This is a genomic window from Synechococcus sp. UW140, assembly GCF_900474295.1.
Classification (GTDB): Bacteria; Cyanobacteriota; Cyanobacteriia; order PCC-6307; family Cyanobiaceae; genus Synechococcus_C.
Map to the genome: position 1 here is coordinate 52,287 of NZ_UCOB01000034.1, position 14,753 is coordinate 67,039.

The 14,753-nt window shown below is 60.7% G+C and carries 16 protein-coding genes and 1 other RNA gene; 5 read left to right on the forward strand and 12 right to left on the reverse strand.

Annotated features, from left to right (window positions below; all coding sequences use genetic code 11):
* Positions 1-154 precede the first annotated feature (154 nt).
* Positions 155-562: a hypothetical protein gene (locus DXY10_RS13765; protein ID WP_115020020.1), complete on the forward strand. Its 408-nt coding sequence runs from the start codon at positions 155-157 to the stop codon at positions 560-562.
* Positions 563-569: 7 nt separating this feature from the next.
* On the opposite strand, the gene DXY10_RS14965 is transcribed toward DXY10_RS13765, so the two are convergent.
* Positions 570-827 (reverse strand): hypothetical protein, encoded by a 258-nt coding sequence (locus DXY10_RS14965; RefSeq protein ID WP_115020021.1) that lies wholly within the window; start codon positions 825-827, stop codon positions 570-572.
* 76 nt (positions 828-903) lie between these two features.
* On the opposite strand from DXY10_RS14965, the gene DXY10_RS13775 reads away from it, so the two are divergent.
* Positions 904-2,142, forward strand: coding sequence for a glycosyltransferase (locus DXY10_RS13775; protein ID WP_115020022.1), 1,239 nt, complete (start codon positions 904-906; stop codon positions 2,140-2,142).
* Between the two features lie 26 nt (positions 2,143-2,168).
* On the forward strand, positions 2,169-2,927 hold the full coding sequence (locus DXY10_RS13780; protein WP_115020083.1) for a sugar transferase: 759 nt from the start codon (positions 2,169-2,171) through the stop codon (positions 2,925-2,927).
* Here the strand turns inward: DXY10_RS13780 and cbiB are convergent.
* The 6 genes from cbiB to DXY10_RS13810 all read right to left on the reverse strand — a co-directional run bounded on the left by cbiB (position 2,921) and on the right by DXY10_RS13810 (position 8,901).
* Positions 2,921-3,964 (reverse strand): adenosylcobinamide-phosphate synthase CbiB, encoded by a 1,044-nt coding sequence (gene cbiB / locus DXY10_RS13785; protein WP_115020023.1) that lies wholly within the window; start codon positions 3,962-3,964, stop codon positions 2,921-2,923. The two genes, DXY10_RS13780 and cbiB, sit on opposite strands and share 7 nt — an antisense overlap.
* Complete coding sequence (locus DXY10_RS13790) at positions 3,961-4,992, reverse strand: hypothetical protein (protein ID WP_115020084.1); 1,032 nt, start codon at positions 4,990-4,992, stop codon at positions 3,961-3,963. Before DXY10_RS13790 ends, cbiB begins: the two co-directional genes overlap by 4 nt.
* 183 nt (positions 4,993-5,175) lie before the next feature.
* Entirely contained in the window at positions 5,176-6,171 is a 996-nt protein-coding gene (gene ilvC, locus DXY10_RS13795; RefSeq protein WP_115020024.1) for a ketol-acid reductoisomerase, read from the reverse strand.
* A 197-nt stretch (positions 6,172-6,368) separates the two neighbouring features.
* A complete protein-coding gene (locus DXY10_RS13800) occupies positions 6,369-6,971 on the reverse strand; it encodes an ATP-dependent Clp protease proteolytic subunit (protein ID WP_115020025.1) in 603 nt (200 codons plus the stop codon).
* A gap of 64 nt (positions 6,972-7,035) precedes the next feature.
* Positions 7,036-7,701: an ATP-dependent Clp protease proteolytic subunit gene (locus DXY10_RS13805; RefSeq protein ID WP_115020026.1), complete on the reverse strand. Its 666-nt coding sequence runs from the start codon at positions 7,699-7,701 to the stop codon at positions 7,036-7,038.
* A 30-nt stretch (positions 7,702-7,731) separates the two neighbouring features.
* Positions 7,732-8,901, reverse strand: coding sequence for a PIN/TRAM domain-containing protein (locus DXY10_RS13810; RefSeq protein WP_115020027.1), 1,170 nt, complete (start codon positions 8,899-8,901; stop codon positions 7,732-7,734).
* Positions 8,902-8,971: 70 nt separating this feature from the next.
* Here DXY10_RS13810 and hemW point away from each other — a divergent pair, with 70 nt between their 5' ends.
* Positions 8,972-10,216: a radical SAM family heme chaperone HemW gene (gene hemW / locus DXY10_RS13815; protein WP_115020085.1), complete on the forward strand. Its 1,245-nt coding sequence runs from the start codon at positions 8,972-8,974 to the stop codon at positions 10,214-10,216.
* On the opposite strand, the gene panB is transcribed toward hemW, so the two are convergent.
* Positions 10,137-10,955, reverse strand: coding sequence for a 3-methyl-2-oxobutanoate hydroxymethyltransferase (panB, locus tag DXY10_RS13820; RefSeq protein ID WP_115020028.1), 819 nt, complete (start codon positions 10,953-10,955; stop codon positions 10,137-10,139). The two genes, hemW and panB, sit on opposite strands and share 80 nt — an antisense overlap.
* 43 nt (positions 10,956-10,998) lie before the next feature.
* On the opposite strand from panB, the gene ffs reads away from it, so the two are divergent.
* Positions 10,999-11,095: signal recognition particle sRNA small type (gene ffs / locus DXY10_RS13825), an RNA gene on the forward strand.
* Positions 11,096-11,182: 87 nt separating this feature from the next.
* On the opposite strand, the gene ftsZ is transcribed toward ffs, so the two are convergent.
* The 4 genes from ftsZ to DXY10_RS13845 all read right to left on the reverse strand — a co-directional run bounded on the left by ftsZ (position 11,183) and on the right by DXY10_RS13845 (position 14,751).
* Positions 11,183-12,340: a cell division protein FtsZ gene (gene ftsZ, locus DXY10_RS13830; protein ID WP_115020029.1), complete on the reverse strand. Its 1,158-nt coding sequence runs from the start codon at positions 12,338-12,340 to the stop codon at positions 11,183-11,185.
* Between the two features lie 74 nt (positions 12,341-12,414).
* Complete coding sequence (locus DXY10_RS13835; protein ID WP_244282429.1) at positions 12,415-13,248, reverse strand: cell division protein FtsQ/DivIB; 834 nt, start codon at positions 13,246-13,248, stop codon at positions 12,415-12,417.
* Positions 13,245-13,655 carry a hypothetical protein gene (locus DXY10_RS13840; RefSeq protein WP_115020031.1) on the reverse strand — a complete coding sequence of 137 codons (411 nt, stop codon included), beginning with the start codon at positions 13,653-13,655 and terminating at the stop codon, positions 13,245-13,247. Before DXY10_RS13840 ends, DXY10_RS13835 begins: the two co-directional genes overlap by 4 nt.
* 34 nt (positions 13,656-13,689) lie before the next feature.
* Positions 13,690-14,751, reverse strand: a complete 1,062-nt coding sequence (locus tag DXY10_RS13845; protein WP_115020032.1) for a D-alanine--D-alanine ligase family protein — start codon at positions 14,749-14,751, stop codon at positions 13,690-13,692.
* Between the last annotated feature and the right edge of the window lie 2 nt (positions 14,752-14,753).

Consider the following 14,753-nt stretch of genomic DNA (forward strand, 5'->3'; position numbering starts at 1 on the left):
GGTTTGGGCTCGCTTCAACACTTTCATCCATCTCGTGATGGCTTTGCGTCGTCGGAACTGCCGAGTATTGGCTATCTTTGTCATGTGGTTTGTATAACTGTAGTATTAATCCCTATCCTTTGGGTAGACCATTTTAAAGCATGGTTGGCGAATAATGGCGTTTCAACTGGATGAATTCTTTGCTCCGTGGTTGAACAGCACGCCAGAGCGGCGTGAACTCTTCCTTTCGGATCCTCGACGTGCCATGGAGGAAATTGTAGGTGTGCCGGAAGATATTCCAGTGCGTGTTGAGAGAGAGAGCGGGCAGGTGTGGTTCCAGGCTTCGATCCCCAAGCTTCCGATGGAGGGTGAGGGGTCATTGTTGGCTATGCGCCAGAGCAATGAACGCATCAATCGCTGTCCTGTGCTCAGGGTTTCAGGCCGTGAATTTATCGAGAATCATGTTCGGATTCTCGCAGAGTATGGCATCAAAGTGCCTGAAGATGTGATTGTTCGGATTGACGATCGACCGGATGGTTACCTCCATTTTCGTGTACGTCTTGACACGCTTTATCTGTCTTGAGTATTCGTCAAGAATGGAAGAGAAGAACCAGCCCCTGGTTGACTTGATGGAATTCTCTTTCCTCCCTGCTTAGATCTAGGCCCACTTCCAATCCTTCCTTCACGGCATGATCAAATGGTGGAGTTGAAGGCGTGCTCCCATTGCTCCAGAGCGCTGCAATTCCTACTGGTGTGGCATGCCAACGGAAACAATCGGTTGTGCCGATTGCTGGTTCGCTGAGAGAATCCTCCAGCAATGCGTTGATCGGCAGTGGTTTGGTCGCCATGTCCCATAGCTTCGGGATTCGCTCTTGCCTGTGCAATCAGCTGAGAGACTTCGTGATGTAGATGTTTTGCGGTGGCATGACCGTCCAGCTCTCCATGGACTTGCCGCAGCGCATCGCTTTGGTGCATGAGTGGTTCACCCCCCGTTCTGTTGGTGGCGCAGAGCAGGTTGTCGATGCGATCGATCGCTTGCTCATTGCCCAAGGCCGAAAGCCTGACCTGGCGGCACTCGTCGATGGCGAAAGCAGGCGCTCCCACAGTCCATGGAGTGGTCGCCGCATTCTTACCAGTCCCATTCAACATTTGCCCTGGGGCGTCAGTCATGTGCAGCAATACCTGCCTCTGCTCCCCTTGGCGATTGAACAGATCGATCTCACTGACTACCCCCTTGTGATCAGTAGCAGCCACCTCGTCGCCAAAGGGGTGCTCACCTCTCCGGATCAGTTGCATGTCAGTTACGTCCACACCCCAGTGCGTTACGCCTGGGATCAGATGCATGCCTATCTGCGCCGTTCCGCCCTGGTGCGTCGTGGCCTCGGCCCGTTGATTCGCTGGCAATTGCATGCCCTACGCCAATGGGACCAGCTCAGTGCTGCCAGGGTGGATGTTCTTGTTGCTAACTCTCGCTTCACGGCAAGACGGATCCGTCAGTTCTGGCGCCGTGAGGCTCAGGTGCTTCATCCGCCGGTACAGGTCGATCGTTTCCGCTGGGATCAGCCCCGGGATGAGGTTTACCTCTGCGTTTGCCGTCTTGTTCCCTACAAGCGTGTCGATGTGGTTGTCGAGGCCTTCAATCGGATGCGCCTCCCGCTTCTGGTGGTGGGCGACGGTCCTGAACGCAGTCAGCTGGAGCGTTCTGCCGGCCCCACAGTGCAGATCCTCGGTCGGCAGAGTCAAGCGCAGGTCGAGGCGCTGATGGCGCGCTGTCGGGCTTTTGTGTACGCAGGTCTTGAGGATTTCGGCATCGCTCCAGTGGAGGCGATGGCATCTGGTGCTCCGGTGATTGGTCTGGCGCGCGGGGGGCTGCTCGATAGTGTCCGTTGTGCCGCTGCCGGTGTGAAGCAGCCAACTGGAGTGCTTTTCCCACACCAGACTGCTGAGTCTGTTGTGGACGCCGTTGAGTGGTTTGAACAGGCCAGAATTTGGCGTGAACTGGCACCTGAGCAGATGCGGCAATGGGCGGAGCGGTTCAGACCGGAGGCTTTCGCATCGCGATTTGAGACGTTGTTAAGACAGGCCTGGGAGGGTCACTCCCAGGCCTATGCCGTTGCCGCGAGTGACCCTGCAGCGCTGCTGGGTTTGAGCGACTGCGATTGAGTAGGGTGAGACGCATGGGAGACAGGATGGCCAATGCTCCGCGTCGCATTGTGTTTCCTGGCCGTGGTGCGTCCCTGAAGCGAAGGGCCAGCCGTCGTCATCTTGCTCTGCTTGCAGCACCTCCTTCGACCCTGACCGCGAGGGCTCTTGTCCGTCGTCAGAGCACGACAGGCCGCAGCCTCAAGCGCACCGGTGATGTGCTGTTTGCTCTGAGCATGCTCATTCTTGGCTCGCCACTCTTTCTTGTCTTGGCCTTGCTCGTGAAGGTCAGTTCTCCGGGGCCGGTGTTCTATGTGCAGCGCCGGGTGGGCCGCGGTTATCGCCATTTCGGATGTATCAAATTCCGAACCATGCGTTCAGATGCCGATCGCGTGCTGGCCAGCGTGCTGGCTGAATCGGAGGAGATGCGGGCTGAATTTGAAAGGGATTTCAAGCTGCGCCAAGATCCTCGGATCACCCGGATCGGTCGCTTCTTACGCCGTTCCAGTCTGGATGAGCTGCCCCAATTCTTGAATGTGCTTCTTGGTGAGATGAGTGTGGTCGGTCCACGTCCCATCGTCGACAAGGAGATCGAGCGTTATGGCCCCTATATGCAGGAAGTGTTGGCTGTCCGTCCTGGTCTCACAGGGCTGTGGCAGGTGAGCGGCCGCAATAACCTCAGCTATGCCAAGCGGGTGCGTCTGGATGTGGCCTATGCCCGCGGCCGCTCCTTCCTGCTCGATTTCGCCATCATCCTCCGCACCTTCGGGGTGCTTTTGTTACCCATGGATCGCGGTGCCTATTGAGGCCACAGTCCAGTGCTCATCAGGCCGATGCCAATAGGGACCAGCAGCCACAATCCTTCCAGCCGCAAGCTGAACTGCAGGATGCGCCGCACCCCAGCAGCATCGGCATCAGGGAAGCCTTCTGCCAGCAAGGGTTTGTTCACCCAGTGGTCTTGGTAACGGTTGCGTCCACCAAGGCACAGTCCGGCGCAGTGGGCGTAGATCGCTTCGGCCCGTCCTGCATTAGGAGACGGGTCTGGCTTCCCGTCCCGTTCGGCGGCTGTCACGAGCCCCCACCATTGCCTCCAGGGGTGTGTGATGAGGGGCAGGCTCAGCATCACAAGCCGGCACGGTAGCCACACCATCAGGTCGTCTAGGCGGGCACCGGCACTTCCGAGCCAGCGCAGACGTTCTCGGCGGTATCCCAGCATGGAATCCAGGGTGCTGGCGGCCTTGAAGGCCCAGGCCAGGGCCAAAGGACCTGGCCACGCATCGTTGATCAGCCAGACCATCAATCCCATCACCATCCAGAACAATGGTGCAAACAGACCATCGACGGCATTTTCGGCTGCTGTTTCGGCTGCTGCACGCAGCATTTCGCTGGCTTCCAGGTTGCTGGTGTCTCGGCCAACGATCCATTGGAGGCGAGCCCGAGCTTTGGCGAGGTCACCGTGCTCGAGGGCAGTGAGGACCGCCAGAACGGCTTGCTCCAGGCTGCGCCCGGCGAGGGCACTGGCTAAACCGATCACCGTTAGCGACATCGCCGCGAGGGCCACCCAATCGTGATGGCCGAGCCAACGCCCCAAACACAGCTGTTCCAGGAACCAGCCGCTCAGCCCGCTCATGCCCACCATTGACACGGTGATCACCAACCCGGCGCGTTTCAGCTTCGCAGGGCTGTCTTCGGCCCAGGCTTCGGCGCGCTGGCGCATGTGGGAGATCCACCAACCCATGACCACCACGGGATGGGGCCATCCGAGCGGATCGCCGATGCAGCGATCGATCAGAGCTGCCACCAGGATGGCTTCGGCTGCCAAGGCAGCTGATGACAGCATCATGGTTGCGGCGATGCTGTTGCCCGTGCCTGGGTCAGGGCCAGCAGGATGAAGCCCGCTGCGACCAGAGGTAGGGCCACATCCAGAGACATCAGCTGGCAGATCAATCCGAGGCCGATACTGCCGACCAGGCCGCCCACGGCACCGGAGCGCACCAGCACCTGCCAGCGCAGGGGGGCATCCCCAAGTGGTGTGAGCTGGTCGACGAGGGCGGCATCACTTGCAGCGGCCATGGCCCCGATTGGGATGAACAGCATCACAGCCAGCCAGGCCGGCACACTCCACTGGCTCAAGAGAAGCAGTGCACAGATCAGGAGATAGGGCAGAGACCGGTGCATGCGCGGCGTCCAGCGGACGAGAGCACGGCCCAGGCCATAGGCCGCCAGCACCATGGCGAAATCGAAGCATTTGCCTCCATCCACCTCACGCACCCAGAGAGCCAGAAGGGCAAACAGACCACCCATCACCAGGCCTTGCAGGGCGCAGGAGCGGCTCCAGGGCAGCGTGATTGCAGCCGTAGCGTTGCTTGGTGATGGCCTGTCAGAGGTGTCCCTTCGTGCGGCCACAACGGCGAGAGGTAGCAGCAGGATCAGAGCTGGAAGGAACTGGCGGAGCGCAGGAAACAGCATCGCTGCGAGCACATTGCCGATCAGGGCACCGATCTCCTGACCACTGCGCAACCGTTGCATCGAGCCACCGGCGTGGCTGATTAAGTGCCGCTGCAGCGGCAGGATCGAGATTTCTTGGCCAAGAGCAAACAGCAGCACTGCTAGATAGCTGCCCAGCAGCAGCAGGGAGGGCTGGTTGGCCATTGGTTTCATGGCCAGGCTGATCCCGATCAAGGCCAACACCGCCAGAAGCTGAAGGCCATAGCCGCGGGAATGACGCTTGAGCTGCAGCAGCAGAGGCAGGGCTCCGAGGGCAGGCAGCAGGCTGTTGAGGAGAGGCGAGGCGGTCAGGCCGCTCACCATCCAGACCGTTGCCGCCAGCGTGAGATTGACTCCGGCCTGGGCTGAGGCCTGGAGCAGCATGGGCGTTGGACGCAATCGATCTGCCATCGCCGCAGGGAGTGTGGTGTGATTGCTTGCTCTTTCACCTTGCCTGTTCTCGATCCCTGGTGCTTGGGATGCAAAGGATCTGATCGGACGCGCGCTGCCTCGACAGATGCAGGGGTGGGGCCTCAGGCTCCACCCCTGGAGAGATCACTGGTTCAATCAGTCCGCTTTGAGCCAGCTGAACATCGAACGCAGGCCTTTACCCACCTTCTCGATCGGATGTTGGGCATCGCGATCCCGGATCTTCTTCATCTCAGGCTTGCCTGCAGCGCACTCGGCAACGAAGTTGCGGGCAAAGGTGCCGTTCTGGATATCGGCCAGAACGCGCTTCATCTCCTCTTTGGTGTCGGCCGTGATCAGACGGGGGCCACTGACGTAGTCACCGTATTCAGCGGTGTTGGAGATGGAGTCGCGCATGGCGGTGAGGCCACCCTTCACCATCAGGTCCACGATCAGCTTCACTTCGTGCATGCACTCGAAGTAGGCCAGCTCGGGCTGATAACCGGCTTCCACCAGGGTCTCGAAGCCGGCCTTCACCAGTTCGGAGAGCCCTCCGCAAAGCACGGCCTGCTCGCCGAAGAGGTCGGTCTCGGTCTCTTCCTTAAAGTTGGTTTCCAGGATGCCAGCGCGGGTGCCGCCGATCCCCTTGGCGTAGGCCATGGCAAGACCACGGGCGTTGCCGGAGGCGTCCTGCTCGATCGCAAACAGGGCGGGCACACCCTGGCCATTTTGGTATTCCCAACGCACGGTGTGACCGGGGCCCTTGGGGGCGATCATCACCACGTCGACATCAGCAGGAGGCTTGATCAGCTCGAAGCGGATGTTGAAGCCGTGGGCAAAGCTGAGCACCTTGCCTGCGCTGAGATGTGGGGCGATCTCTTTGTCGTAGACGTCCTTCTGGAATTCATCGGGCAGCAGCACCATGATCCAGTCGGCTTTGGCGCAGGCATCGGCCACGCTCAACACTTCGAGGCCATCAGCCTTGGCCTTGTCGGCTGAGCGGCTGCCTTCGTAGAGGCCCACCACGACGTTGACGCCGCTGTCTTTCAGGTTCAGGGCGTGGGCATGGCCCTGGGAGCCATAGCCGATGATCGCCACGGTCTTGCCGTTGAGCAGACCGAGATCGGCGTCGGAGTCGTAGAAGAGCTGGGCCATCCGGGCTGGATCGTTGAGCGGGGTAACGCTCGAGCTTACGCAAACGGCGGCGCTGGCCTCAGCCTGAACTTGTGATCAGGGCGGTCTCCATTGTGAGGAGGGGCCTCGTCAGGATTGTTGTTCTGCAGCGAAGGCTGTGGACCACTTGGACAAATCGCCCGAATTGTGCCTCCAACGACGCCTGTTGTGGTTAGGGATCAGGCGTCGTTGGGATGGGCGATGACGCGATCGATCAGGCCGTAGTTTTTCGCTTCTTCCGCGCTGAGGAAGTAGTCGCGATCGGTGTCCTTTTCGATCTTCTCGAAGCTCTGGCCCGTCATGTCGGCCATCGAGCGATTCAGCATTTCCTTCATTCGAAGGATTTCGCGGGCTTCGATCTCGATGTCGCTGGCCTGGCGCTGGGCTGTTCCTCCCAGGGGTTGGTGGATCATGATCCGGCTGTGGGGCAGCGCCAGACGTTTGCCTTTGGTGCCCGCACCCAGCAGGAATGCGCCCATGGAGGCCGCGAGGCCAACGCAGATCGTCACCACGTCACTTTTGACGTATTGCATGGTGTCGTAAATCGCCAGGCCGGCGGTCACCGATCCGCCTGGAGAGTTGATGTAGAGATAAATCGGCTTGCTGCTGTCTTCGGAGTCGAGGTAGAGCATCTGGGCCACCAGGCTGTTGGCGATGCCGTCATTCACCTCCTGGCCAAGGAAGAGGATGCGTTCGACGCCGAGGCGGGTGTAGATGTCAACCCAGCGCTCCATCTGGCTGCCGGGAAGGCGGTAGGGGACGCTGGGGGTACCGATCGGCATGGGTCCGTTGGGTGGGATGAAAGGGAGCGGAGAGGTTGTGGCTGCTGAGGGGGCGGGCGGCGGTTCAGACCGTTGGGCTAGGCAACTCCTTGCGGCTGCTGAGCACTCGATCGATCAGGCCGAATTCAACGGCTTGTTCGGGAGTGAGATAGCTCATCCGATCGGAATCCTGGGCCAGCTGTTCAATGCTTCGCCCCGTGTTGTTCGACAGGATTTCCAGCATGGAACGCTTGTTCTGAAGCACTTCCTTGGCACGGATCTGGATGTCTGTGGCCTGGCCGCGCGCACCGCTCCTGGGCTGGTGCAGCACGATCGAGGAATGGGGCAGCGCAGCCCGTTGGCCTTTGGTGCCGGCAGAGAGAATTACCGCGGCGGTGCCCATGGCTTGGCCAATGCAGATGGTGTGCACCGGGGGCTTGACGTAGCGGAGGGTGTCGCAGATGGCGAAGGCTTCGGTTTCAAAGCCGATCGCGTCGCCGGAGTACCAGCTGGTGCCCGTGGAGTTGATATAGAAGTAGATCGGCTTCTCGGCGTTGTCGAACTCGAGATAGAGAAGCTGGGCGATGATCAGTTCGGTGACATCGAGGCCGAGCTGACGCTTGGTGTTGTCATCAGAGAACAGGGGCAGACCGAGGTAGACGATCCGTTCCTTGAGCATCAGCGACGGCAAGTCCGGAGGTGGCGTCCGCAACACCGTGGAGTCTCCGTAGTAAGGAGCTGAGGTGGTCATTCGTGGCGCGTCCCCTGGCGTGGTGGGAGCCTAGCGGGGGCCTGCGGTGTCGCGCTCGTTCGGATTGTTCGGTTTGGACGCTTTGCCCTTCCCGCTGCGGGAGGATTTGCCCGATTTTGCTGTTTTCGCAGACGTGCCCTCATCCAGACGGGCAAAAACCATGCGGCCGGTCGGGGTTTGCAGGGCTCCTGTGACCACCACGGGGTGGCGGCTGCCAATCAGTGTTCGAGCCTCGTCGACCACCACCATCGTTCCGTCTTCCAAATAGCCCACCCCTTGGCTTTCTTCTTTGCCTTCGCGCACTATTTTGAGCTTCAGCTCATCACCGGGCTGCACCTCCGGTCGCAGAGCGATCACCAGTTCACTCAGATTCATCACCTTCAAGGCCTTCACCTGGGCCACCTGGGACAGGTTGAAGTCCGCTGTCACAAGAGTGCCGCCGGTGTCTTCGGTGAGCTGTAGCAACCGGTCGTCGGTGCCAGCTCCGTCGTAACGGGTGGTGTTAATCACCAGCCGTCTGCCATAGCTCTCGCGCAGTTCTGTAAGCAGCTTGAGGCCGCGGCGTCCCTTCGCCCGTTTCTCCAGGTTCGTGGAGTCGGCCAGCTTCTGCATTTCATCGATCACGGTCTGCGCCACAATCACCTGCCCCTCCAGCAGGCCACAGGCGAGCATGCCGCGAATGCGGCCGTCGATGATCACGCTCGTGTCGAGAATTTTGGCGGTTGCCGGCGTTAGGACGCCGTCGGCCACTAGGAGTGCTTCGGCGGAGGTGGGATTGAACAAGCGCAGCAGCGTGCGGCCATGCACCTCGGCAAGGTTGTACCCCAGAACCCCAAAGAAAACGTTGCTGACCACAGCCGCCAAAGGCTTCACAAGGGCGGAGCTGCCCGCCAACGGCAGCAAGAGCACTGGTGCCAGCAGCAGGTTGGCCACAAGCAGGCCAAGGATTAGGCCAACGGCACGACTCACCAGCAGGTCGGTCGGCATCGTGCGCACCTGGCGCATGAGCTGTTGCCGCAAGCGACGGAACACCAGTCCGGCGACCAGACCGATCAGGGCACTACCAGAGGTGAGGCCCCATCGCACCAGCTCCACATCGGTGCCGGCTGCCAAGAGCTCCTGCGGCAGGAGATGAACTCCCATCCAGCCGGTAGCGGCACCGGAGATCACGAACAGAATCAGGATGAGCAGTTCAACCATGGTTCGGTTAGTGGCGGCTCAGTCCAGCTGCAGGCAGCATGCACCATCTTCCGACGGATGGCCTGGGCAGATGTCCGCACCGCGCAGCGCCTACGTGCATATCCCTTTCTGCCATCGGCGCTGTTTTTATTGCGATTTCGCTGTGGTGCCCCTGGGGGATCAGGCAGGAGGGGGGGGAGGTCCCGGCAGTGCCTCAATCGATTCCTACCTGGAACAGTTGCATGCTGAGATCGCCCTTTCCCCACAAGGACCTCCGCTGGCCACGGTTTATATCGGCGGGGGCACTCCGTCCCTGCTGACGTCTGAGCAGATCCATGCCTTGCTCAAGCGGTTGTGTCGGCAGTTTGGCGTTCAGGCCGGAGCGGAGATCACCCTGGAGATGGATCCAGCCAGCTTTGATCAGCACGATCTCCAGGCTTTGATCGCTGCCGGTATCAATCGGGTCAGTCTCGGTGGCCAGAGTTTTGATGATGGTGTTCTCGAATCCCTCGGCCGTCGTCACCGCTCCGATGCCTTGATGCAGTGCTGTCGCTGGATCGCGCAGGCTTGTCACGAAGGTGAGCTGCGCAGCTGGAGTTTGGATTTGATCCGTAACTTGCCAAATCAAACTCTTGAGGGGTGGTGCGAACAACTTGAGCAGGCCCTGGCAGTTGAGGCTCCCCACCTGTCGATTTACGACCTGCAGGTTGAGCCAGGCACGGTGTTTGCCTGGCGGCAACAACGCGGTGAGCTGCCACTGCCCGATGACGATCTGGCGGCTGATCTGATGGCCAGCACCAGTCAGCGGCTCCGCCGTGCTGGCTTCTGTCGCTACGAAATTTCGAACTACGCCAGGCCTGGCCATGCGTCCAGGCACAACCGCGTCTACTGGAGCGGTGCCGGTTGGTGGGGGTTTGGTCTCGGTGCCACGAGTGCCCCCTGGGGAGAGCGGCTTGCTCGCCCCAGGACTCGGGAGGCTTACGGCGTTTGGCTGACGGATCAGCATCAAGCTGTGCATCGCTCCCTGCAGCGGCAGTCAGCCGCAGCACTGCCCCTGGATGACCGTCTGCTGGTGGGTCTCCGTCGTCATGAGGGGGTTCACCTGTTCGATCAGGCCCGAGCCTGTGGCTGGGATGAGCGCAGTTGCAATCGACATCTCCCGGCTCTCGAGCGTCGCTGGACCAAGGCCCTGCAGCAGCGCTTGCTGTTGCAGGAGGGGGGGCGCTGGCGTCTGAGCGACCCGGAGGGGATGGCCCTCAGCAACCAGGTGCTTGTGGAGCTGATGTGCTGGTGGGAGTCGCTGCCTGCTGACGTTGTTCGCACACCCAGCCCCTGAGAGCCTCTAAGCACAGCTGTCGGCCTGGGATTAGGGCCGGGCTGAACGGGGGCTGCTTGGCGGTGAGACCCAGAAGATCAGCTGTGACCCGAACCTGGCCATCACAGCCGTCGCCGGCGCCGATGCCGATCACGGCAATGGAGAGCAGCTGTTGCAGTTCAGCGGCAAGGTCTGTGGGGATGTGCTCCAAGACCAAGGAGCAGCAGCCAGCCGCTTCCAGGGCAAGGGCCTGTCGTTTGAGTTTGTCCTGGCTGCTGGGGTCCTGGGCCTGGCGGCGATAGCCGAGACGATGCACGGCCTGTGGAGTGAGGCCTAGATGCCCCATCACGGGAATGCCCATTCGCACGAGCCGGTCGATCACGGTGAGGACCTCTGGCTCGGCACCTTCCAGCTTCACGGCTGCGGCTCCTGACTGTTTCAGCAACGTGCCAGCGGCCGCCACGGCTCGATCGGCGCCGCACTGGTAGCTGAGGAACGGTAGATCGACGACCACCAGAGGCTGTTCACTGATTGGGCCCATCAAGCCGCGGCACACCGCTTGGCTATGCAGCAACATCTGCTCCAGGGTCACTGGAAGGGTGGTGGCATGGCCTAGAACGACCATGGCAAGCGAATCTCCCACCAGCACCACATCAGCTCCAGCTTCTTGCACTAGAGACGCGGAGAGGCTGTCCCAGGCGGTGAGCACGGTGATGGCACGACCGGACTGCTTGAAGCGGCTGAGATCACCAGGGCGCATCCGCCTCTCCAGGCCTGCGGAGGTCCATTGCTAGCATTACGAGGACTCGGACCCATGCGGTCCAGACGCCCAAACCTGGTCAGGACCGGAAGGGAGCAGCCACACGGGATGCTCTGGGCAGGCGTGGACTCCGGGTCACCATCTTGTCTGGACCCGGTTGTCTCATCAGGGCATCAAAAAAGCCCTGTGAATCACAGGGCTTTTTTGATGCTTGCTCAGTAGAAGGATCAGCCTTCGCCTGAATCGGAACGCATCTGACGCTGACGCAGAAATTCGGGAATGCGGGCACCGGATTCGGTTGTGTCTGGTGCGGCGAACGACATGGGGCTTGGCCGACTTGTGGCGCGCTCATTGCGATAGGGCTGGCCGTTTTCGAAGCCTGTGGCGATCACTGTGACGTGGATTTCGCCCTCGAGACGTTCATCCACCACCGCTCCGACAATGATGTTGGCTTCGGGGTCCACAACGTCGTAAATGACTTCGGACGCAGAGGTCATGTCCTCGAGGGTCATGTCCCTGCCGCCGCTGATATTGATCACACAGCCCTTGGCTCCATCGATTTGGGCCGCCTCGAGCAGGGGGCTGTTGATCGCGCTTTGGGCCGCTTCGATGGCGCGGGAACGGCCGGATCCCACACCGATGCCGAGCAGAGCCGTGCCGGCTTCTGTCATCACGGAGCGCACATCGGCGAAGTCCACATTCACAAGGCCGGGGCAGGTAATGATGTCGCTGATGCCCTTCACGCCCATGCGCAACACATCATCGGCGCTGCGGAAGGCTTCCTGAAGCGGGGCACTGCCGATGGCGTCGCGCAGTCGATCGTTGGGGATCACAATCAGGGTGTCGACATGCTCAGCCAGCCTGGCAATGCCCTCATCGGCCTGACGCATGCGGCGGCGACCCTCAAAGCTGAAGGGTTTGGTGACGATGCCCACGGTGAGCGCTCCACTCTCCTTGGCCACTTCTGCCACAACTGGTGCGGCACCGGTTCCGGTGCCGCCGCCCATGCCGGCGGCGATGAACACCAAATCGGTTCCCTGTAGCGCTTGCTGAAGGTCAGCACGTGATTCCTCAGCGGCTTTCTGGCCGATGCTGGGATTGCCACCGGCGCCAAGGCCGCGGGTGAGGGTTTGACCGAGTTGGACGCGGTTTTGCGAGGCCGATTGAAGCAACGCTTGGGCGTCGGTGTTGAGAACGCTGTATCCGACTCCTTCGAGATCGCTTTGGATCATTCGGTTGACAGCATTGCTACCACCCCCTCCGACGCCGATCACCTCGATACGCGCTGATTGACTGGGAAGGATGCCACTGGTCTCAGGACCCTCTGATTGGTGGTGGGGCATCATCTCCATCGTTGAGGCTTGGCCGTTGAGCTGTGGATGCATTATGTCGTTGCGGACGACATCCGCCTTTAAATCTGGTCAGCCTTGTGGATTCGAGCTCAATCCGCAACAGAGCGTCAGGGTTCGCTTGTTTTTACCTGGGCGGGCTTTGCGGGCTCAGCTAGCTGCAGTTCTGGTTTGCGCGGGTCACTCAAGTCGATCGTGCTCCCGACCTGACGACGGAGCTCCGGCGGCAGGCTGCGGCTCAGCTGGCTCAGCGTGATCAACTGCTGCTCAAGCAGGTGCGGATCGTTGCCCAGTTGCACCAGGCCAAGAGCTGCTGTGCGCAGGCTGAGGGAGCCGTCTGCTCCGATCTCGATGCTTTCCAGGGGGCTGCCGAGCTGATCTCTCTGCTCCAGTAATCGGGCCACCGAGCCTCGTTGCGCTGGCGTCCAGCCCCTCACTTCAATGGTGGTTGCGGGCTCTTCGCCGTGGTCTGACGTGGTGCGCGCCATCCACTGTCCTCGGCGATCGACCATGCCGCGGAGCAAGCCTTTCTCGCCTTGACGGGTGGCTGCTGCCAGCGGACGACGATCCTCGAGTTGAACCGTCAACCCAGGTGGTAGCAGGCGTCGTTCCACCGCAGCGGCCTGGACCGGCAGTTTCTTGAGCAGCTGAGCCTCCACCTGATCAGGACGCAGGCTCAGCAGAGGCAAGGGAAAGGTCAGGGCGGCCGCTTCGATCACGGCCTCACGGCCTAGGCGGTGGCTGCCGCTCACCTGCACTTGCTCTTGATGACGGAGGGTCCAGCCATGGGTGAGCAGGACCCAGCCCAAACCGGTGGCCGTTGAGGCCAGGATCGAGAGACGCCAGCATTGAATCCATCGTTCCCGCCTTCGCTCCTGACGCAGCCTGCGGCGCCTCTCAACGCCAGGTGGCAGGGGGGAGTTTGTGGGGCTATCGCCGCTCACAGATCGCAGCGAGCAGTGCTCATCAACTGGTCAATCCAACGACGGGCTCGATCGGCATCGGAGAAGGGAACATCCATCTGGGCTCCTCCGCCGATCAGTCGCAGCCGACAGCGTCCTTGGGATTCATTGGCTAGCGGCGCTTCTCCGGATGCAAGCGCCATCAGTTCGACGACTTCAAGGCTTTTGATCTCGAACCGCCCCTGCTGTTCGAATTTGCCTGCGGAAAAGCGGCTCCAGGTGAGTTGGCCATCCTTCACGCAGGCCGCACAGCACCCATCCAGTTTTGCTAATTCGGATCCTTCTGACCAGGCCAGGAAGAGGTTCTGACGCCGACGTTCAAGCCATCCCAGAGATGCCAGCAGAACAAACACCAGCAGGAGTGGGAACCAGAGCAGACCGTGAAGCATGAATCGTGTCGGAGCAAGCCTGCTGTTGGGCTCCTCATTGTCGCGCGCTGTCGACTAACTGTGCCACGAGTTGCTCCAGCTTGATGCCACTGGCTTCCCAGAGCATTGGATACATGCTCAGGGAGGTGAATCCAGGCAGAGTATTGATCTCGTTGAGCCAGAGGCAGTCGTTGCTGTCGTCGTAGAAGAAATCAACCCGTGCCATCCCCTCAACGCATAACGCCCGACAGGCATCAAGGGCCATCGTCTGCACTTGCTCTTGAAGAGTTGGCTCAATCGGAGCCGGGATCAGGGTGTGGCTGAGCCCATCGCTGTATTTGGTTGTGTAGTCATACCAATCGGCTTCGAAACGGATCTCGCCCACAACAGAGGCTTTGAGCTGGCGTTTTCCTAAAACCGCACATTCCAGTTCCCTGGCGTTCACCCCTTGCTCCACAACGATGCGGGGATCAAGCTTTGCCGCCTGTTCAAGACCCTTGAGGAGTTGGTCACGGTCTCTTGCCTTGCTGATGCCAACGGAGGAGCCAAGATTCGCCGGTTTGACGAAGCAGGGGTAGCCGAGCTCCTGTTCGATTCGTTGCACCAAGGCCTCGCGTCGATCGCTCTGGTGAAGATCGGAGGCATTGAGCCCCACGTAGGGCACTTGCTTGAGTCCGGCGGCGGCAAAGGCGGCCTTCATGGCCAGTTTGTCCATCGCGACGGCAGAGCCGAGGACCCCTGCTCCCACAAATGGTTTCCCCATCAGCGTGAACAATCCCTGCACGGTGCCGTCTTCACCATTGGGTCCATGCAGCACCGGGTACCAGACATCCACAGCATCGGCTCCTCCCGGAAGCTTGTTCAGTCCAGGGGCGGGCAGGGGCGTGGGCAGTTGGTCTGCTTCAGCTGGCAGACCTTTGGCCAGCACGGTACGGGCAATGTCTTCAGGCCACCAGCGGCCATTCCTGTCGATGTAGAAGGCTGTGACGCTGAATCGCTCTTTGTTCTGCCCCTGTTCGAGTGCGGCGATCACCGTGGCGGCAGAACGGATCGAAACGGCATGCTCTCCGGACGCACCGCCGAACACAAGGCCGATGTGAACGGGGGGAGTGGTCATCA